This window comes from Arthrobacter sp. R-11 (assembly GCF_049913155.1).
In the GTDB taxonomy this organism is placed as follows: Bacteria; Actinomycetota; Actinomycetes; order Actinomycetales; family Micrococcaceae; genus Arthrobacter.
Genome location: NZ_CP183979.1, coordinates 2,419,014 through 2,438,341, shown reverse-complemented (window position 1 = coordinate 2,438,341; position 19,328 = coordinate 2,419,014). Strand labels below are relative to the sequence as shown.

Annotated in this window: 17 protein-coding genes; 13 read left to right on the top strand and 4 right to left on the bottom strand. The window is 68.0% G+C overall.

Features of this window, described 5'->3' with window-relative positions; translation table 11 throughout:
- Nucleotides 1-164: 164 nt before the first annotated feature.
- From pyrR to ACN9M4_RS10915, 13 genes are all read left to right on the top strand, one after another.
- Nucleotides 165-746 (top strand): bifunctional pyr operon transcriptional regulator/uracil phosphoribosyltransferase PyrR, encoded by a 582-nt coding sequence (gene pyrR, locus ACN9M4_RS10975; RefSeq protein ID WP_426297806.1) that lies wholly within the window; start codon nt 165-167, stop codon nt 744-746.
- Nucleotides 743-1,750 carry an aspartate carbamoyltransferase catalytic subunit gene (locus ACN9M4_RS10970; protein ID WP_426297804.1) on the top strand — a complete coding sequence of 336 codons (1,008 nt, stop codon included), beginning with the start codon at nt 743-745 and terminating at the stop codon, nt 1,748-1,750. The genes pyrR and ACN9M4_RS10970 overlap by 4 nt, the downstream gene beginning before the upstream one ends.
- Entirely contained in the window at nt 1,750-3,099 is a 1,350-nt protein-coding gene (locus ACN9M4_RS10965; RefSeq protein WP_426297802.1) for a dihydroorotase, read from the top strand. The genes ACN9M4_RS10970 and ACN9M4_RS10965 overlap by 1 nt, the downstream gene beginning before the upstream one ends.
- Nucleotides 3,099-3,617: a hypothetical protein gene (locus ACN9M4_RS10960; RefSeq protein ID WP_426297800.1), complete on the top strand. Its 519-nt coding sequence runs from the start codon at nt 3,099-3,101 to the stop codon at nt 3,615-3,617. The genes ACN9M4_RS10965 and ACN9M4_RS10960 overlap by 1 nt, the downstream gene beginning before the upstream one ends.
- A 4-nt stretch (nt 3,618-3,621) precedes the next feature.
- Nucleotides 3,622-4,848 (top strand): glutamine-hydrolyzing carbamoyl-phosphate synthase small subunit, encoded by a 1,227-nt coding sequence (gene carA / locus ACN9M4_RS10955; protein WP_426297798.1) that lies wholly within the window; start codon nt 3,622-3,624, stop codon nt 4,846-4,848.
- Nucleotides 4,848-8,156: a carbamoyl-phosphate synthase large subunit gene (carB, locus tag ACN9M4_RS10950; RefSeq protein WP_426297796.1), complete on the top strand. Its 3,309-nt coding sequence runs from the start codon at nt 4,848-4,850 to the stop codon at nt 8,154-8,156. The genes carA and carB overlap by 1 nt, the downstream gene beginning before the upstream one ends.
- Entirely contained in the window at nt 8,149-9,030 is an 882-nt protein-coding gene (pyrF, locus tag ACN9M4_RS10945; RefSeq protein ID WP_426297793.1) for an orotidine-5'-phosphate decarboxylase, read from the top strand. Before carB ends, pyrF begins: the two co-directional genes overlap by 8 nt.
- A gap of 165 nt (nt 9,031-9,195) precedes the next feature.
- A complete protein-coding gene (gene mihF, locus ACN9M4_RS10940; RefSeq protein ID WP_426297791.1) occupies nt 9,196-9,522 on the top strand; it encodes an integration host factor, actinobacterial type in 327 nt (108 codons plus the stop codon).
- A gap of 21 nt (nt 9,523-9,543) precedes the next feature.
- The gene (gene gmk / locus ACN9M4_RS10935; RefSeq protein ID WP_426297789.1) at nt 9,544-10,116 is read left to right on the top strand and encodes a guanylate kinase; all 573 of its coding nucleotides are present in this window, start codon (nt 9,544-9,546) and stop codon (nt 10,114-10,116) included.
- 39 nt (nt 10,117-10,155) lie between these two features.
- The gene (gene rpoZ, locus ACN9M4_RS10930) at nt 10,156-10,416 is read left to right on the top strand and encodes a DNA-directed RNA polymerase subunit omega (RefSeq protein WP_074591496.1); all 261 of its coding nucleotides are present in this window, start codon (nt 10,156-10,158) and stop codon (nt 10,414-10,416) included.
- A 26-nt stretch (nt 10,417-10,442) separates the two neighbouring features.
- Nucleotides 10,443-11,720, top strand: a complete 1,278-nt coding sequence (gene coaBC / locus ACN9M4_RS10925) for a bifunctional phosphopantothenoylcysteine decarboxylase/phosphopantothenate--cysteine ligase CoaBC (RefSeq protein ID WP_426297786.1) — start codon at nt 10,443-10,445, stop codon at nt 11,718-11,720.
- Between the two features lie 75 nt (nt 11,721-11,795).
- Nucleotides 11,796-13,022 (top strand): methionine adenosyltransferase, encoded by a 1,227-nt coding sequence (gene metK, locus ACN9M4_RS10920; RefSeq protein WP_426297784.1) that lies wholly within the window; start codon nt 11,796-11,798, stop codon nt 13,020-13,022.
- Nucleotides 13,023-13,175: 153 nt separating this feature from the next.
- The gene (locus tag ACN9M4_RS10915; protein ID WP_426303449.1) at nt 13,176-15,317 is read left to right on the top strand and encodes a primosomal protein N'; all 2,142 of its coding nucleotides are present in this window, start codon (nt 13,176-13,178) and stop codon (nt 15,315-15,317) included.
- A gap of 16 nt (nt 15,318-15,333) precedes the next feature.
- Here ACN9M4_RS10915 and ACN9M4_RS10910 read toward each other — a convergent pair whose 3' ends face one another.
- The 4 genes from ACN9M4_RS10910 to ACN9M4_RS10895 are packed head-to-tail and all read right to left on the bottom strand — an operon-like array spanning nt 15,334 to nt 19,267.
- A complete protein-coding gene (locus ACN9M4_RS10910) occupies nt 15,334-16,419 on the bottom strand; it encodes a glycosyltransferase family 4 protein (protein WP_426297782.1) in 1,086 nt (361 codons plus the stop codon).
- Nucleotides 16,416-17,360, bottom strand: coding sequence for an alpha/beta fold hydrolase (locus ACN9M4_RS10905; protein WP_426297780.1), 945 nt, complete (start codon nt 17,358-17,360; stop codon nt 16,416-16,418). Before ACN9M4_RS10905 ends, ACN9M4_RS10910 begins: the two co-directional genes overlap by 4 nt.
- Before the next feature lie 38 nt (nt 17,361-17,398).
- The gene (locus ACN9M4_RS10900; protein ID WP_426297778.1) at nt 17,399-18,277 is read right to left on the bottom strand and encodes an aldo/keto reductase; all 879 of its coding nucleotides are present in this window, start codon (nt 18,275-18,277) and stop codon (nt 17,399-17,401) included.
- Nucleotides 18,278-18,304: 27 nt separating this feature from the next.
- Complete coding sequence (locus tag ACN9M4_RS10895; protein WP_426297776.1) at nt 18,305-19,267, bottom strand: sugar-binding transcriptional regulator; 963 nt, start codon at nt 19,265-19,267, stop codon at nt 18,305-18,307.
- Between the last annotated feature and the right edge of the window lie 61 nt (nt 19,268-19,328).

The following is a 19,328-nucleotide window of genomic DNA, read 5'->3' as shown; positions in this document are numbered from 1 at the left end:
GCCCAGCCCAACTACGCCCCGCGCCTCGGCCCGGCCGCTGTGAGCGAGAACTCACCATGGCGCACTTAACACCAGCGGCCGGAGGGCGCCGCTGTGATAGTTTTGGAAGGCAAATGTTCCTTTTTTAATTCCGTCCTGTGAGGCGGGGAAAGGGGAGACGAGCGATGACTGACGTCGCAGCACCGGTACCGTCCAGGGTTGTACTGAACCAGGGCGATATTGACCGTGCACTCACTCGTATCGCCCACGAGATCCTCGAGGCCAACAAGGGCTCCCAGGACCTGGTCCTGCTGGGTATCCCGCGCCGCGGTTACCCGCTGGCAGTCCGCCTCGCCAACAAGATCGCCGCTGCGGATCCCTCCGTCGACGCCGCCGCGATCGTCGGCCAGCTTGATGTCACGATGTTCCGTGACGACCTCTCGCACCAGCCGGCCCGCCCCCCGTATCCCACACGGCTTCCGAAATCGGGTATCGACAACAAGGTCGTGGTGCTGATCGACGACGTCCTGTATTCCGGACGCACCATCCGCGCCGCCCTCGATGCCATCGTGGACCTCGGCCGCCCGCGCATCGTCCGCCTCGCAGTCCTTGTGGACCGCGGCCACCGCGAACTTCCCATCCGGGCCGACCACGTGGGCAAGAACCTGCCCACCGCCTCCTCCGAGAAGGTGCGCGTGCACCTTGAGGAACTCGACACCGTCGACGGTACCCCTGTCAACGAGGTAGTGATCGAGGCCGGCGCATGAAGCACCTGCTGTCCACCCAGGACCTCAGCGCCGCCGACGCGATCCGCATCCTGGACACCGCCGAGGAAATGGCCGCCGTCGGAGAACGCGAAGTCAAGAAGCTCCCGGCCCTGCGCGGACGCACTGTGGTGAACCTCTTCTTCGAAGACTCCACCCGCACCCGCATCTCCTTCGAGGCCGCCGCAAAGCGCCTGTCCGCGGACGTCATCAACTTCGCCGCCAAGGGCTCCTCGGTGTCCAAGGGCGAGTCCCTCAAGGACACCGCCCAGACCCTTGCCGCGATCGGTGCGGACGCCGTCGTCATCCGGCACTGGGCTTCCGGTGCGCCGCACCGCCTGGCCGCCACCGACTGGATCGACGCCGCAGTCATCAACGCGGGCGACGGCACCCACGAACATCCCACGCAGGCCCTCCTGGACGCCTTCACGATGCGCCGCCACTGGGCAAAGCTGCACGGCACCGAATCCCAGGGCACCGACCTGCGCGGCATGCGCGTCGCCATCGCCGGCGACGTGCTGCACTCCCGGGTGGCCCGCTCGAACGTCTGGCTCCTGCGCACCCTGGGCGCGGAGGTCACCTTGGTGGCACCGCCCACCCTGCTGCCCATCGGCGTCGAGGAATGGCCCTGCAAGGTCAGCTACAACCTGGACGACACCCTGGCGGCCGGTGTTGACGCGATGATGATGCTCCGGGTGCAGGGCGAACGCATGAACGCCTCGTTCTTCCCGTCCACCCGCGAATACTCCCGCCGCTGGGGCTTCGACGACACGCGCCTGCGCGCCCTCGACGAACTCGGCCTCAAGGACACCATCATCATGCACCCGGGCCCGATGAACCGCGGCCTGGAAATCTCTTCGGCCGCCGCCGATTCGCCGCGCTCCACGGTCCTGGACCAAGTGCGCAATGGCGTCTCGGTCCGCATGGCCGCCCTGTACCTGCTGCTCTCCGGGGACACCCGCGAAGCAGTCCCCGCATCCGCCCAGTCCACCAAGGAGAGCCACTGATGGCAGAGAACACTTACCTGATCCGTGGCGCTGCCATCCTCGGCGGGGACGCCGAGGACCTGCTCATCCGCGACGGCGTGATTGCCGCGCGCGGCAACGGCGCGGCCACCCATGAAGACGCCGGGGACGCCACCGTCGTCGAGGCCGCCGGCCTCGTCGCACTGCCGGGCATGGTGGACATCCACACCCACCTGCGCGAGCCCGGCCGCGAAGACGCCGAAACCGTCGAAACCGGTACCCGCGCTGCTGCGCTCGGCGGCTACACCGCCGTCCACGCCATGGCCAACAGCAACCCGGTGGCGGACACCGCCGGCGTCGTCGAACAGGTCCACAGCCTCGGCCGCGCCTCCGGCTGGGTGGACGTCCGCCCGGTAGGCGCCGTCACCGTGGGCCTGGCCGGCGAGCGGCTCGCCGAACTTGGTGCCATGGCAGATTCGCGTGCGCAGGTGCGGGTCTTCTCCGACGACGGAATCTGCGTCCACGATCCCGTGCTCATGCGCCGGGCGCTGGAATACGTCAAGGCGTTCGACGGCGTCGTGGCCCAGCACGCGCAGGAGCCGCGCCTCACTGCCGGGGCCCAGATGAACGAAGGCGCCGTCTCCGCGGTCCTCGGCCTCGGCGGCTGGCCGGCCGTGGCCGAGGAGAGCATCATCGCCCGCGACGTGCTGCTCGCCCAGCACGTCGGGTCCCGCCTGCACGTCTGCCACGTCTCCACCGCCGGCTCCGTGGAAATCATCCGCTGGGCCAAGTCCCGCGGCATCAACGTCACCGCCGAGGTCACCCCGCACCACCTGCTGCTCACCGACGAACTGGTCCGCAGCTACGACCCCGTCTACAAGGTCAACCCGCCGCTGCGCACCGAAGCCGATGTCATGGCCCTACGTGCGGCCCTCGCCGACGGCACCATCGACGTCATCGGTACCGACCACGCCCCGCACCCGAGCGAGCACAAGGAATGCGAATGGGCGCAGGCGGCCATGGGCATGACCGGGCTGGAAACGGCGCTGTCCGTGGTGCAGGAAACCATGATCGAAACCGGCCTGATGACCTGGGCAGACTTCGCCCGCGTCACCTCCACGGTCCCGGCCCGTATCGGCCGCCTGGAGGACCAGGGCCGCCCCCTCGAAACCGGTGAACCCGCCAACGTCATCCTCGTGGACCCCGCGGCCCGCTGGACGGTGGACCCCAACAAGATGGCCACCATGGGCCGGAACTCGCCCTTCAAGGGCCGGGAACTGCCCGGCGCCGTGGTCGCCACCTTCTTCAAGGGCCACCCCACGGTGCTCGGCGGCAAGCTGAACGAACCCTACCGCCACCCGGAGACCGCCGGCGCGGTCAGCGGGAACTGATGAACGAGCTCGCCTCCCTGCTGCTCGTCCTCGGCCTTTGCGTCGTGGCCTTCGCGCTGATCGCGCTCGGCTGGCGTTCCCGGCTCCGGCGGCAGGCCGACGTCGAACAGCCCCCGGAGGTTCCGGCGGAACTGGGCGCGGCCGCCGTCGTCGTCGAAGGCCAGTACGTGGCCACCACGACGGCGGGGGACTGGCTGGACCGGATCGCGGTCCACGGCCTGGGCTTCCGCGGCAACGCCGAAGCCAGCGTGCACCCGGAAGGCGTGCTGTTCGACCGGGAAGGCTTCCAGCCGCTGTTCGTGCCCCGCACGGCACTCCTGGCCCAGCGCCAGGACAGCGGGATGGCCGGCAAGTTCGTCGAAAAGGACGGACTCGTGGTCATCAGCTGGACCCTGGGAAGCCGCACACTGGATACGGGATTCCGTACCAGGCTTGCCGCCGACAAGCAGCCGTTCATCAACGCACTTCAAGAATTGATCTCCGCAAACCCCCAGGCGCAAGCCGATAGTGGAAAGTAAGACAGTGACGGACAACAACGCAGCGACACATCCGAACGACGTTGACGCCAGCACAGCGGCAAGCGCCGCTCCTGCAGTGCTGGTCCTCGAAGACGGCCGCGTGTTCCGCGGCCGCAGCTACGGTGCCACGGGCACTGCCCTGGGTGAAGCCGTTTTCGCGACCGGAATGACCGGCTACCAGGAAACGATCACCGACCCCTCCTACGCCCGCCAGCTGGTGGTGCAGACCGCACCGCACATCGGCAACACCGGCGTGAACAGCGAGGACGCCGAATCCCGCAAGATCTGGGTTGCCGGTTACGTGGTCCGCGACGCCGCCCGCCGGCCCTCCAACTGGCGCTCCGAGCGCAGCCTCGACGCTGAACTGGTGGAGCAGGGCATCGTGGGCATCCAGGGCGTGGACACCCGTGCCATCACCCGCCACCTGCGCGAAAACAAGACCATGCGCGCCGGCATCTTCTCCGGCGCCGCCGCCAAGGCCGCCGAAAGCGAACTGCTCGCCACCGTCAAGGCCAGCGCCCCCATGGAAGGCGCCCGCCTGGCCGAGGAAGTCAGCATCGACGAAGCCTACGTGGTGGAACCGAAGGACCACGGCTGGGACGGCGACGCCCGCTTCAGCATCGCGGCCATCGACCTCGGCATCAAGGCCATGACGCCGGTCCGCTTCGCCGAACGCGGCGTTCGCGTGCACGTGCTCCCGGCCACCGCCACCCTTGAGGACGTCAAGGCCGTCAACCCGGACGGCTTCTTCATGTCCAACGGCCCCGGCGACCCCGCCACGGCCGACGCCCAGGTCAAACTGCTGCGCTCCGTGCTGGACGAGAAGCTGCCGTACTTCGGCATCTGCTTCGGCAACCAGATCCTCGGCCGCGCCCTCGGCTTCGGCACCTACAAACTCAAGTACGGCCACCGCGGCATCAACCAGCCGGTGATGGACCGCCGCACCGGGAAGGTGGAAATCACCTCGCAGAACCACGGCTTCGCCGTCGACGCCCCCATGGACGGGGCCAGCACGGCGCCGGAAGAGCGCTACGGCCGCGTCGAGGTCAGCCACGTGAGCCTCAACGACAACGTCGTTGAAGGCCTGTCCTGCCTGGACATCCCGGCCTTCTCGGTCCAGTACCACCCCGAAGCCGCCGCGGGCCCGCACGACGCCGCCTACCTCTTTGACCGCTTCATCGAACTGATGGACAGCACCAAGAACTCCGCGAAGAACGAGGACACCAAGTAATGCCGAAGCGTACAGATCTCAAGAGCGTCCTTGTCATCGGTTCCGGCCCGATCGTCATCGGCCAGGCTGCCGAGTTCGACTACTCCGGAACCCAGGCCCTCCGGGTGCTCAAGGAGGAAGGCCTGCGCGTCATCCTCGTGAACTCCAACCCGGCCACGATCATGACCGACCCGGAATTCGCCGACGCCACCTATGTCGAGCCGATCACCCCCGAGGTGGTCGAAAAGATCATCGCCAAGGAACGCCCGGACGCGGTGCTGCCCACGCTGGGCGGCCAGACGGCGCTGAACACCGCCATCGCCCTGGACAAGAACGGCGTGCTGGCGAAGTACAACGTGGAACTGATCGGCGCGAACATCGCCGCGATCGAACTCGGCGAAGACCGCGAGAAGTTCAAGGGCGTCGTGGAGCGCTGCGGTGCCGAATCCGCACGCAGCCACATCATCCACACCATGGACGAGGCATTTGCCGCCGCCGAGGACCTCGGCTACCCGATGGTGGTCCGGCCGTCCTTCACCATGGGCGGCCTGGGCTCCGGCCTGGCCTACAACGAGGACGACCTGCGCCGCATCGTGGGCCAGGGCCTCCAGTACAGCCCCACCACCGAGGTACTGCTCGAAGAGAGCATCCTCGGCTGGAAGGAATACGAGCTTGAGATGATGCGTGACAAGAACGACAACGTCGTTGTTGTCTGCTCCATCGAGAACTTCGACCCCGTGGGCGTGCACACCGGCGACTCCATCACGGTGGCCCCGGCGCTGACCCTCACCGACCGCGAGTACCAGAAGCTGCGCGACGTCGCCATCGCCGTCATCCGCGAAGTCGGCGTGGACACCGGCGGCTGCAACATCCAGTTCGCCATCCACCCGGACACGGGCCGCGTCGTCGTCATCGAAATGAACCCGCGCGTCTCCCGCTCCTCCGCCCTGGCGTCCAAGGCCACCGGCTTCGCGATCGCCAAGATCGCCACCAAGCTGTCCCTGGGCTACACCCTGGACGAGATCCCGAACGACATCACGCAGAAGACCCCGGCGTCCTTCGAGCCGACCCTCGACTACGTCGTTGTGAAGGTCCCGCGCTTCGCGTTCGAGAAGTTCCCGGCCGCGGACCCCACGCTGACCACCACCATGAAGTCGGTGGGCGAGGCCATGGCCATGGGCCGTAACTTCACAGAAGCCCTGCAAAAGGCCCTGCGCTCCCTGGAGCAGAAGGGCTCGCAGCTGGACTTCAGCCACGTGCCCGAGTACGAGGTGGCCGAACTCATCGAGAAGGCCAAGCGCCCGACGACGGAACGCCTCTACCAGGTCCAGCGCGCCCTGCTGGGCGGCGCCACCGTGGAGGAGCTCTACGCCGCCACGAAGATCGACCCCTGGTTCCTGGACCAGCTGCAGCTCCTCAACGAGACCGCCCGGGAGATCCGCAAGGCCGGTGCGCTGACCGAGGACATGCTCCGCAACGCCAAGCGCCACGGCTTCTCCGACGAGCAGATCGGCGTCCTGACGCACAACCCCGAGGCCGTGGTCCGCGGCGTCCGGCAGGCCCTCGGTGTCCGCCCGGTCTACAAGACCGTAGACACCTGCGCTGCCGAGTTCGCCGCCTACACGCCGTACCACTACTCGGCCTATGACGAGGAGGACGAGGTCGGCCTGCACGCCAAGCCGTCCGTGATCATCCTCGGCTCCGGCCCCAACCGCATCGGGCAGGGCATCGAGTTCGACTACTCCTGCGTCCACGCCTCGATGGCGCTGCGCAAGGCCGGCTACGAAACCGTCATGGTCAACTGCAACCCGGAAACGGTGTCCACGGACTACGACGTCTCCACCCGCCTGTACTTCGAACCGCTGACCCTCGAGGACGTCCTCGAAGTCATCGCGGCCGAGGAGCGCACCGGCGGCGTGATGGGCGTGTTCGTCCAGCTCGGCGGCCAGACCCCGCTGAAGCTGGCCCAGCAGCTTGCCGACGCCGGCGTACCGATCCTGGGCACCTCGCCCGAGGCCATCGACCTGGCCGAGCACCGCGGCGAGTTCTCCCGCGTGCTGGACAACGCCGGCCTGATCGCCCCGAAGAACGGCACCGCCGTCTCCTTCGAGGACGCCAAGAAGATCGCCGACGAAATCGGCTACCCGGTGCTGGTCCGCCCCTCCTACGTGCTGGGCGGCCGCGGCATGGAGATCGTCTACGACGAAGCCAACCTTTCGCGCTACATCGCCAACGCCACCGAGATCACCCCGGACCACCCGGTGCTGATCGACCGCTTCCTCGAGGACGCCGTCGAAATCGACGTCGACGCGCTCTTCGACGGCACGGACATGTACCTCGGGGGCATCATGGAGCACATCGAAGAGGCCGGCGTGCACTCCGGTGACTCCGCCTGCGTGCTGCCCCCGATCACGCTGGGCAAGAACGTGATCGACCGTGTCCGCACGGCCACCCGCGCCATCGCCGAAGGGGTTGGCGTGCGCGGCCTCATCAACATCCAGTTCGCACTGGCCTCGGACGTGCTCTACGTCCTGGAAGCCAACCCCCGTGCCTCCCGCACCGTGCCATTCGTTTCCAAGGCGACCGGCGTGCAGATGGCGAAGGCTGCCGCCCTGATCGGCACCGGCGTCACCATCAACCAGTTGCGCAGCGCCTACAAGATGCTGCCGGAAACCGGTGACGGTTCCACCCTGCCGTTCGACGCGCCGATCGCGGTGAAGGAAGCCGTGCTGCCCTTCAGCCGCTTCCGCACCCCGGAGGGCAAGGTCGTGGACTCCCTGCTCGGCCCGGAAATGCGCTCCACCGGCGAGGTCATGGGCATCGACAAGCACTTCGACACCGCGTTCGCCAAGAGCCAGGCCGCGGGCGGCAACGCCCTGCCCACCGAGGGCAAGGTCTTCGTCTCGGTGGCCAACCGCGACAAGCGCTCGGTGATCATGGGCGTCAAGCGCCTGTCCGACCTCGGCTTCGAGATCGTCTCCACCGGCGGCACCGCCGACGTCCTGCGCCGCAACGGGATCCAGGCCACCCCGGTGCGCAAGGTCGCCGAAGGCTCCAGCGCCGAAGGCGAAGGCACCATCGCCGACCTCATCATTGCAGGTGAGATCGACATGGTCTTCAACACCCCCTCCGGCGGCGAAGCCCGCAGCGACGGCTACGAACTGCGCGCCGCCGCGACCTCGATCGGCATTCCCTGCATCACCACGGTGGCAGAGTTCAACGCCGCCGTGCAGGCGATCGAAGCGCAGCGCACCTACGAGTGGTCCGTCACCAGCCTGCAGGAGCACGCCGCCAACCTGACCGCGGCCAAGGAATCGGTCAATGCCTGAGGCAACGGCTGACCGGCGGCCGGCCGGGGAGCCGGCGGGCCGTCAGGCCTTCGGCTCCCGGCTGGCCGCCGCCATGGCTGCCCGCGGTCCCCTCTGCGTCGGCATAGACCCGCACCCGGGCCTGCTGGCCGACTGGGGACTGAACGACGACGTCGCCGGCCTGGAGCGTTTCTCGCTTACCGTCGTGGAGGCTGTCGCTTCCCTCGCTGCCGCGGTCAAGCCGCAGGTGGCCCTGTACGAGCGGCACGGTTCCGCCGGCATGGCCGTGCTGGAGCGCACCCTTGCCGCCGCATCGGACGCCGGGGTGCTCAGCATCGCCGACGCCAAGCGCGGGGACATCGGCTCCACCATGGCGGCCTACGCGGATGCCTGGCTGCGGGACGGTTCGGCACTGGCGGCCGATTCGGTGACGCTGAGCCCGTACCTGGGCTTCGAGTCGCTGCGCCCCGCCCTTGACCTGGCCGCCGACTACGGGCGCGGAGTGTTCGTCCTGGCGCTCACCTCGAATCCCGAGGGCAAGTCCGTACAGCACGTTGGCGGCAGCGAATCCGTGGCCAAGCGCATTGTCGACGCTGCGGCTGCGGAGAACGGCCGCTACGAAGGGGCCCTGGGCTCCGTCGGCCTCGTGGTGGGGGCCACCATCGGCAGCGCCCTGGAAGATCTGGGGTTGGACCTCAATGCGGTCAACGGGCCCATCCTGGCCCCGGGACTCGGCGCCCAGGGAGCCACCCCGGCCGACCTTCGGGCCACCTTCGGGGACGCGTACCCGGCAGTCCTGGCGACCTCCAGCCGCGGCATCCTGGCTGCCGGGCCCGCCGTCGCCGGCCTGCGTGCAGCCACTGAGGAAACCCGGGACGGGCTGCTCGGCGGCTGAGCCCCGGCACGGTGCCGGGCACCGTCGGACGTTCCTTGCACCCGGAGCCGGTACCCGCCATCAGGCAGGTACCGGCTCCGCGTTGCGTTCACTGTGCGGATGCCGGTAGCTTCGGGGTTAGTCCACTCTGCTGGGGCAAAGTGATGCACAGAATGGGGAGAAGCCGTGGCTCTGAAGGCTTTGTCTGCACAGGAACGTAGCGATGCACTTGCGAAGGCGGCCAAAGCCAGGGCGCAACGGGCCCAGGCCAAGGACCGCCTCCGGAAAGGCGAGCTCGGCATCGCCGGGCTGATCAGCCTCGCGTCCGAAGACGAGGCCCTGGCACGGATGCGTGTGGCCGAGCTGCTGGAGGCAGTTCCGGGCATCGGCCCGGTCCGGGCGACCGCGATCATGGAACAGCTCGGCATCGCGGCCTCGCGCAGGCTCCGGGGCCTTGGCGTCCACCAATCCCGGGCGCTGATAGATTTTATGGAAGACAAACACGGCGTCTAGCGCCCCACCCCGAAGGATCACGTGAGCAAGAAACCGGGACTGACCGTCCTCGCAGGCCCCACCGCCGTCGGCAAGGGAACCGTATCCACCTACATCCGCGACAACTATCCGGAGGTCTGGCTGTCGGTATCGGCCACCACCAGGGCGCCGCGTCCGGGGGAGACGGAAGGTGTCCACTACTTCTTCAAGACCGCCGACGAGTTCGATGCCCTCGTCGCGGACGGCCAGCTCCTGGAGTGGGCCGTGGTGCACGGACGGAACCGCTACGGCACCCTGCGCAGCACGGTTGAGGCCGCGATCGCCGAGGGCAAGTCGGTACTGCTGGAAATCGACCTCCAGGGCGCGCGCCAGGTCAAGGAGGCTGTGCCGGACGCCAACTTTGTCTTCCTGGCACCGCCGTCGTGGGAGGAAATGGTCCGTCGGCTGGTCGGGCGCGGCACGGAAACCCCGGAAGAACAGCAGCGCCGCCTGGAAACCGCTAAACTGGAACTTGCCGCTGAACCGGAGTTCAACCACACCGTCATCAACGATGACGTCCGACGGGCAGCGGACGAGCTTGTTTCACTCATGGGGCTTACCCCGCACCAGCGCTAAGCGCCGGCAACTGTCAGCCCGCTAGAATTTGGAGAATTCGTGTCCACGAACCTTGAAGGCATCATCAACCCGCCGATCGACTCGCTGCTTAAGGCCGCCGATTCCAAGTACGGCCTGGTGATCTTCGGCGCCAAGCGTGCACGCCAGATCAATGCGTACTACGCACAGCTGCACGAGGGCCTCTTCGAATACGTCGGCCCGCTCGTTGACACCAAGCTGAACGAGAAGTCCCTCTCGATCGCCCTGCGCGAGATCAACGAGGGCCTGCTCGTTTCCACGCCGATCGAGTCGGCCGAGTAGGCAGTCTGCCTGTAGACGGGGGCCACGTGCGCATCATCCTCGGAGTCGGGGGAGGGATCGCAGCCTACAAGGTTGCATCGCTCCTCCGGCTTTTTACTGAAGCCGGACACGACGTCACGGTCATTCCCACCGAAGCGGCCACCCGCTTCGTCGGGACGGCCACCTGGGAGGCGCTCTCGGGCAAGCCCGTGAGCAACAGCGTGTTCGACGACGTCGAGAAGGTCAACCATGTCCGGCTCGGCCATGAGGCGGACCTCGTCGTGGTGGCACCGGCGACGGCGGACCTGCTCGCCAAGGCGGCCACCGGCCAGGCCGGCGACCTGCTCACGAATACGCTCCTCATGGCGCACGGCCCGGTGCTCTTCGCCCCCGCGATGCACAGTGAAATGTGGCAGCACCCCGCCACCCGTGCCAATGTGGAAACCTTGCGCAGCCGCGGCGTCACCGTGCTGGAGCCAGCCGTCGGGCGCCTGACCGGCGCCGACTCCGGCCCCGGCCGGCTCCCTGAACCCGAGGCGATTTTCGAAGCAGCGCTTGCCTTGGCCGGCGCCGCTGCAGGCGCGGCCCCCAACGACATGCCCGGGCACCTTGCGGGACGCACCGTCACCATAACCGCCGGCGGCACCCGCGAGGCCCTCGATCCCGTGCGTTTCCTGGGCAACCGCTCGTCCGGCAAGCAGGGCGCAGCCCTGGCGCAGGCCGCCCTCGACGCCGGAGCCCGGGTGCGCTTCCTGGCCGCGCACATGGACGTCGAACCGCCGTCGGGCGTGGACCTCGTCCGCGTCGAATCGGCCCTCGAACTGCGGGAGGCGGCCTTGGCCGCCGCGCCGGACTCCGACATCGTGATCATGGCCGCGGCGGTTGCGGACTTCCGGCCCGCCGAGATTTCCGAGACCAAGATCAAGAAGAAGAATGACGAGGACGCGCCGCTGGTACGGCTGGTGCGGAATCCGGACATCCTCCGCGAACTCGTCGAACAGCGCAGCCTGGCCCGGACCGCCGGAATACAGCCCGCCGGCAAGCACGGCAGCCAGTTGATCGTCGGTTTCGCCGCGGAGACAGGCGATGCGGACGGCGACGTCCTGGAACACGCCCGCGCCAAGCTGGCCCGGAAAGGCTGCGATCTGCTGGTGGTGAACCACGTCGGCATCGGCCGGGTCTTCGGCCAGGACGAGACCTCCGTGGTGATCCTCTCCGGACACGGCGCCGGACCGCAGTCGGCCGCCGGATCCAAGGCGGACGTCGCGGCCGCTGTCATCGACCGGATCGCCACCGAGCTCGACCGCGTATCGCCCGCCGGCTGACACCGCTTCGGCCGCATCCTTAGCACGGGGACACACGGCACCGGCCGTTTTCCCTCAACCAAGTAAGGTAGTCACGTGACTTTACCCCTGCACCACGCCCACGGAAATCCGTCCAAGCTCCGGCTCTTCACCTCAGAGTCGGTCACCGAGGGGCACCCGGACAAGATCTGCGACCAGATCAGCGATGCCATCCTCGACGCCCTCCTGGCCGCCGATCCGGAATCGCGCGTCGCGGTGGAAACCATGGCCACCACGGGCTTGGTGCACGTAGCCGGTGAAGTCACCACCGACGCCTACGTCGAAATCCCGCAGATCGTCCGCGAGACCATCCTGGGCATCGGTTACGACTCTTCGGCCAACGGATTCGACGGCGCGCGCTGCGGTGTGTCCGTGTCCATCGGCCAGCAGTCCAACGACATCGCCGGCGGCGTCTTCAATTCGCTCGAAGCCCGCGAGGGCCGCCAGGAGGACGACTACGACCTCCAGGGTGCCGGCGACCAGGGCATCATGTTCGGCTACGCGAGCGATGAGACCCCCTCCTACATGCCGACCCCGATCTGGCTGGCGCACCGGCTCTCCGAGCGGCTCACCGACGTCCGCAAGAGCGGCGAACTCGCGTACCTTCGCCCCGACGGCAAGACCCAGGTGACCGTCGGATACGACGGCGACCGTCCGGTCTCGGTCGAAACCGTGGTCATCTCCAGCCAGCACGCCGAAGGAACCAAGCTCGAACTGCTCCGCGCGGACCTGGCCGAGCACGTCATCAGGCCCGTCCTGGAAGCCTCCGAGCTCGACACCTCCCGTGCAGTGAACATCCTCAACCCGGCCGGCGCCTTCGTCATCGGCGGCCCGGTGGGCGACGCCGGCCTCACCGGCCGCAAGATCATCGTGGACACCTACGGTGGTTTCTCACGCCACGGCGGCGGCGCTTTCTCGGGCAAGGACCCGTCGAAGGTGGACCGTTCGGCCGCTTACGCCATGCGCTGGGTCGCCAAGAACGTGGTGGCAGCGGGGCTGGCCAAGCGCGCCGAGATCCAGATTGCGTATGCGATCGGCCAGGCCCGTCCGGTGGGAACCTACGTGGAGACCTTCGGCACCGAAACCGTCGATCCTGCCCGTATCAGCGACGCCATCGCCGAGATCTTCGATCTGCGCCCCCGCGCGATCATCGACGCCCTCGACCTGAAGCGCCCGATCTACACCAAGACCGCCGCCCACGGCCACTTCGGCCGGGACGAGCCGGACTTCACCTGGGAACGCCTGGACCGCGTCGCGGAGCTGAAGGAATTCTTCAACGCCTGAGCCGCTTCCGAGCGGGCGCCTCTTCCCGGAAACTGCCGGCGCCCTGGACGCCTGACTTCGTGGGCAGGGGTGCAACGCTGAAAATGTCAGTGCCCCTTGCTTTGCTGGAGCCAACAAAGCAAGGGCGGGAGCCCGAGGACGGGGGTGATCACGATGGGCGAGGACGGTTTGTTCCCGCTGGCCGCAGATTCTTTCGCCACGGGCTCCGGGTCCCCCGCACGCCAGCCCTCCCTGCTGCAGGGATTTCCGGCGCAGCCCCCCGCAGGCGGCCCGGAGGCTGCCGCGGTGGATCCCGTCGCTGCAGTACTGATTGAGTCGCCGCTGCCGCACCTGGACAGGCCCTTCGACTACAGCGTCCCGGCCAAACTAGCCGAATCCGCGCTGCCCGGCGTCCGCGTCAAGGTGCGCTTCAACGGCCAGGAACTGAGCGGGTACATCCTCGAGCGCAAGGGTTACACCGCGGGTGGCCCGGCGCTTGTGCCCCTGCTCAAAGTGGTTTCCGCCGTTCCCGTGCTGGGACCGTCCCTGCTTGTGCTGGCGTCCGCAGTCGCCGAGCGGTATGCCGGAACCCTCAGCGACGTGCTGCGCACCGCGATCCCGCCCCGGGTTGCCGGCCTGGAGAAAAGTTACCTCGCCGGGGAAGAGCCCTTCGGGGTTGCCGCGGAGGCGGCTACGGACGGCCCGCACCTCGAGGCCGCCCGGCCGGACACCGCCGGGGGCTGGGCTTCCTACGGGAACGGCCCCGCCTTCCTCCAGCACCTTGCGGCAGGCGGGTCTCCGCGCGCCGTCCTCACAGCGGTGCAGGGTTACGGCCCGGACGGCTGGCCACGGCTGATCGCGGCCGCGGTGGCAGCGGTGCGCTCTTCGGGCCGGGGCGCCGTCGTAGTGGTTCCGGACCACCGTGATCTCGACCGCATGGAAGAGGCCCTCCTGGAGGTCCTGCCGGCCGCGGACATCGCGCGGCTTACCGCCGAGGACGGCCAGACGCCCCGCTACCGGAACTACCTGAGGCTGCTCCGCGGCGACGCCGGGGTGGCGGTGGGTACCCGTTCGGCGGCGTACGCTCCCGTGCGGGACCTTGGCCTGGTGGTTTGCTGGGACGACGGCGACGACCTCCACATCGACCAGCGCGCACCTTACGCCCACAGCCGCGAGGTCCTGCTGCTCCGCAGTGAACAGGAATCCGCGGCCTGCCTGATGGCCGCGCACAGCAGGAGCACCGAACTGCAGCGACTGGTCGGCACCGGCTGGGCCGTCGCTGTGGAAGCCCCGCGGCCCGTGGTCCGCAGCAGGACGCCGCGGGTCCTGAACACGGCGGACAGCTTCGAGCAGGAGCGGGACCCCTTGGCCCGCATCGCCAGGCTGCCTGGTGCCGCGTGGCGCGCCGCGAAGGAAGGCCTTGAACGCGGCCCGGTGCTGGTGCAGGTGGCCCGGGCCGGCTACGCCCCATCGCTGGTATGCGAAGACTGCCGGGAACCGGCGCGCTGCAACAACTGCCAGGGGCCCCTGGCGATCACGGGCCCCTCCTCTCCGCCGCAATGCCGGTGGTGCTCCACTCCCGCGCCCGAATGGCAATGCCGGCACTGCAGCGGCAGGCGGCTGCGGCGCGGCGCTGCCGGGGTGCTGCGCACCGCGGAGGAACTCGGCCGTGCCTTCCCCGGGAAAGCGGTGGTCACGTCTTCGGGCGACCAGGTCAAGGCCAAGGTCGGTGCGTCATCGGCCCTGGTGGTTGCCACCATCGGCGCCGAGCCCGTGGCGGATCAAGGCTACGCGGCCGCCCTGCTCCTGGACGGCGATTCACTGCTCCGGCGCGAAAACCTGCGGGCCGGTGAGGACACCGTGCGGCGCTGGTTCAACGCGGCCGCCATGGTCCGGCCAGCCTCGGAGGGCGGGCTGGTTGTGGTCACGGCGGACGACAGCACAGCCACGGGTGCCCTGCTGCGCTGGGATCCGGCCGGCTTTGCCTCCCGGGAGCTGGCACTGCGCCAGGAGCTGAAACTGCCCCCCGCGGTGCGGGTGGCTTCGGTCACCGGCCCGCGCGCCGACGTCGTGCATTTCACAGGCGCGCTCGGAGGCTCCCTGGAGCTGCGCGCCGTCGGGCCCTCACCGCTTTCAGTGTCGGCCGCCCGCCAAGGCAGCCAGGCCGAGGAAGCCGACGTCCGCACCTTGTTGTTCATTCCCTACGGGCAGGCGGCCCGGGCAACCAAGGCAATGCGCGCCGTCAAAGCCGCGAGTGCGGCGAAGCGGACCGCCGGTCCCGTGCAGCTCAGGCTCGACGGCGTGGACGTGCTGTAGTCCGGTGAAGCCCGCCTCAGCGGCGCTTCCTGCCGCGCATGGCCACGATTTCCTCCGCCACCGAGAGCAGTTGCCGGGCCGAATCTTCCCAGCTGAAGTCCGCCGCCCGCTCCACCGAACGGCGGGAGCGCTTCTGCCAGAACTGCCTGTCCCGTAGTTCCTGCACGGCGGCCGTGAACGCGGCGGGCGAATCCGGGTCCACATAGCTGGCGGCGTCGGAGCCGACTTCACGGAAGATCGGGATGTCGCTGGCGATCACGGGCGTGCCCAGGGCCATGGCTTCAACCAGCGGCAGCCCATAGCCCTCGGCACGGGACAGGCTCACCAGGGCGGTCGCCCTGGCCAGCAGGGCGTTGTACTCCTCGTCCGTGACGCCGTTGTGGAAGCGGACGTCCGCGCCGGCAGGCACCAGTGCTTCCAGCTCGGCCCGGCGCTGCGGGGTGATGCGGCTGAGCAGATGCAGGGTGAATTCGGGAAGCCCGGCCATTCCGCGGATCATGGTTTCCACGTTCTTGTACGGCATGAAGGAGCCCATGTAGAGCAGGGACTTGTCGGCGCCGTCTTCCGGGTCCCGCGGCTGCTGCCCCGGCTGCGGCGCGTTGCCGACGATCCGCACCGGCCGCTTGGTCAGGCGGTATTTGGCCATCAAAGCCTCCGTGGTGTGGCTGATGGTGGCCACGATGTCCGCCCGGTTCAGCAGCACTCGCTGCGGCCAGAAGGCCTTGTGGTACAGGCGCCATAGCAGCCGCACGGGCGCGGGAAGGAAACCGGGAGGCGCGGGGTGCTCGTAGTAGATGAGGTCGTGGAGGGTCAGGACAAGCCCGTACTTGCGGCCGAGCGTGCCCATCGTCTGCATTGGGCAGACCACCACGTCGGCCCCGAGCTTGTTGACCTCCCGGGCCACGAAAAGCTCCATCGGCGACAGGGGGCTGTTGACGAGCACATGGGGCACGTCCGGCAGCAGGGCGAGCTGCCGTGTGTCGCTGATCAGCATCGTCACGTCGGCGATCCTGGCGGTGGCCGCGATGAGGCTTGAACCGTAGCGGCTGATCCCGTCGTGATGGTCGGTCCGGGTAAATCGGGCGTCGATGACGATTTTCACGCGGGATGTTCCTCCAGGAAGGTGCGGATGGCGGCTGCTGCAGGTTCCGGCGTCTCGTAGTGGATCAAATGCCCGACGCCGGGAATCACCACGAGCCGGCCGTCCGGCAGCATTTCCAGCAGTTTGTGCTGGGCCGGCAGGGTGGCGATCTCATCCTTCTCGCCGGCGATGAGCAGGACCGGCAGCTGCAGCCGGGGCGCCGCCTCGGCCACGTGGCTCGAGACTGAGGCTTTGAAGGATTCGAGGAGGCTGTTCCGGTCCGCGAAGGCGGAGAAGTACGCGTCGTGCTGGTCGTGGACGAACCCACGCAACTGCTTGTCGCGTGTCTTGGCCATTGTTTCGCTCATCACGCGCACGATCAGCCGGTTCCGCAGGAGAGCCAGGCCCAGCCGGCGCGGCAGTTTCGCGGACAGCTGGTAATAGAACACCGCGAGCTTGGTCATGAGGCCCTTGGGGCCTTCCAACGCGGGGGAGGCGATGGGGTTGACCAGTACAAGCGGAGTTACAGCGCCGGGGTGGTCCGCGGTGAAATGGCTGGCGATGATGGAGCCGAAGGAATGCCCCAGCAGCACGGTTTCCGGACCGAGGCCCAGTGCGTCCATGAAGTCGGCTATGAACTCTCCGTAGCGCTCCACGGTGTGTTCGCCCCGGACAAAGGCGTCCGAGCTGCCGAACCCGGGAAGATCCGGGACGATCACGCGCATCTCCGGCAGCATGTCCACCACCCGGAGCAGACCGTGGTGGTCGCCGCGGAATCCGTGGATCACCAGGATGGTACGGGTGGCCGGCGTGGCGTCGACAGGCTCGTAGGACCAGTAGGCGACCGTGCCGCCGTCGAGCTCCAGGTCCGAGGCGCGGGTCCGTCCGGCGAGGGATGGGCTGAAGAACGCCGCCTGCGGGTCCGGTGCGGGGCCGGAGCGGCCGGTGTCCAGTTGTTCCATGCGTGTGGTCCTAATGCGGGGTCTAGTTGAGGGAGGTCTTAGTTGACACTGTCCGGGTGCGAGCCCAAGCGGTGGTGGCGTTCGAGGGAGGCCAGCCCGTCCATGTCTTCGGCCGGCAGTTCGAAGTCGAACACCCTGAAGTTTTCCTCGATGCGGGCGCCGGAACTCGCCTTGGGGATGACGATGTTGCCCAGTTGCAGGTGCCAGCGGATGACGATCTGGGCTGGCGTCCTGCCGTGCTTCTCTGCGAGCGCCAGGATGGCCGGGTCCGCCAGTACGTGACCCCGGCCCAGGGGGCTCCAGGCCTCGGTGCGGATACCGAGTTGATCGTGCAGGGCCCGGAGCTTGCCCTGCTGCAGCCACGGGTGCAGTTCGATCTGGTTGACTGCCGGCACCACTTCCGCCGACGCCATCAGGGTTTCCAGGTGCGCGGCCTGGAAATTGGAGACGCCGATGGCCCGGACGCGGCCCTCACGGTACAGGGTCTCCATGGCCTTGTAGCTTTCCTGGAACAGCCCGCGGGCGGCGCATGGCCAGTGGATCAGGTAGAGATCCACGTGGTCCAGTCCGAGCCGCGCCATTGATTCGTCGAAGGCGCGCAGCGTGGAGTCGTAGCCTTGGTCGTCGTTCCACAGCTTGGTTGTGACGAAGATGTCGTTGCGGGTGAGGGAGTGGAATTCCTCTCCCGAACCGCCCGTGCCTTCCGGGCCCTCTGACGGGCCGAGCGCAGCGCCGATTCCCTTGCCTACTCCGGTTTCATTGCCGTAGATCGCCGCGGTATCAAAGTGCCGGTATCCGGCGCCAATTGCCGTGGACACCAGCCCGGCGGCGTCCGCCGGGGGTACCTTGAACAGACCGAACCCCAGCTGGTCGATCTGGACACCGTTGTTGAGGCTGAGCCGCGGCGAGGGTTTCATAGCAAAGACTCTACCTATCTACCCGGCTCACGCGGAGCCACCGAAGCTCACCAGCCGCCGCGCCGTGGCCTCGTCCACGATGAGCTCCGTCGCGAGCCGTGCCGCGAGCGCCCCTCGCAGGCCGTCGATCTTGGAAGCGCCGGATACAACGCAGATGCGGCGCCGCACCTCGCGTAGCTGTTCGTGGCTGGGACCGGTGCTCCTTTCGTTCAGTGTGATCCCGTCCGAGGAGCCGTCTGCGCGGAAGAACACGGTGGCGACGTCGCCCACCACATCCGAGCGGGCAAGCACTTTGAGGTCCTCCTCGTCCAGGTACCCGCCCGCATAGACATGGCTTGGGTAGGAGGAATCGATGGAGCCGACACCGAAGATCGCGATGCTCATCCGGTCCTGGAGGTCAAGCACCCGCCGCACGCTGCGCTCCTTCCACATCGCGGTCTTCGTGGAGGCATGGTCGAAGAACGCGGGCACGGGGAACTGCTCCACCCGGGCGCCGTAGGCGATGCCGAAGCGGCGCATGATGTCGCTCGCGTAAGTGATGCCTGTGGTCTGCATGTTGCCGGCCCCGTTGAGCTGGACCACGACGCTGTCGTGGGTGATCTTGCGGGTCAGGTGCCGGCTTACGGCGCTGATCGTGGCACCCCAGGCGACGCCGATGATCGCGTTCGAATCCACCAGGGGGCCGATCGTCCGGGCGGCCTGCATCGCCACCCGCTCCAGCGTCTCGGCCTCGTTCAGGGTGTCCAGCACCGGGACCACATGGACATCCACGTCGTATTGCCCGCGGATCAAACGCTCCAGTTCCGGGGCCGAATCCAGGGGGCTGCGGATCTGGATCTGCACCAGGCCGGAGTCGCGGGCGGAGGACAGCAGCCGCGAAACGGTCGAACGGGAGGTCCGTAGTTCCCGTGCAATTGCGTCCATCGTGAGGTCCTGCAGGTAGTACATCTGTGCTGCCCGGAGCGCGTCCGAGTGTCGTGATCGTGGCACCCCAACTCCTTTCTGCACGTTTGTGCAAATAGCTTGATTCCATTTTCCACTATTCCAAAGA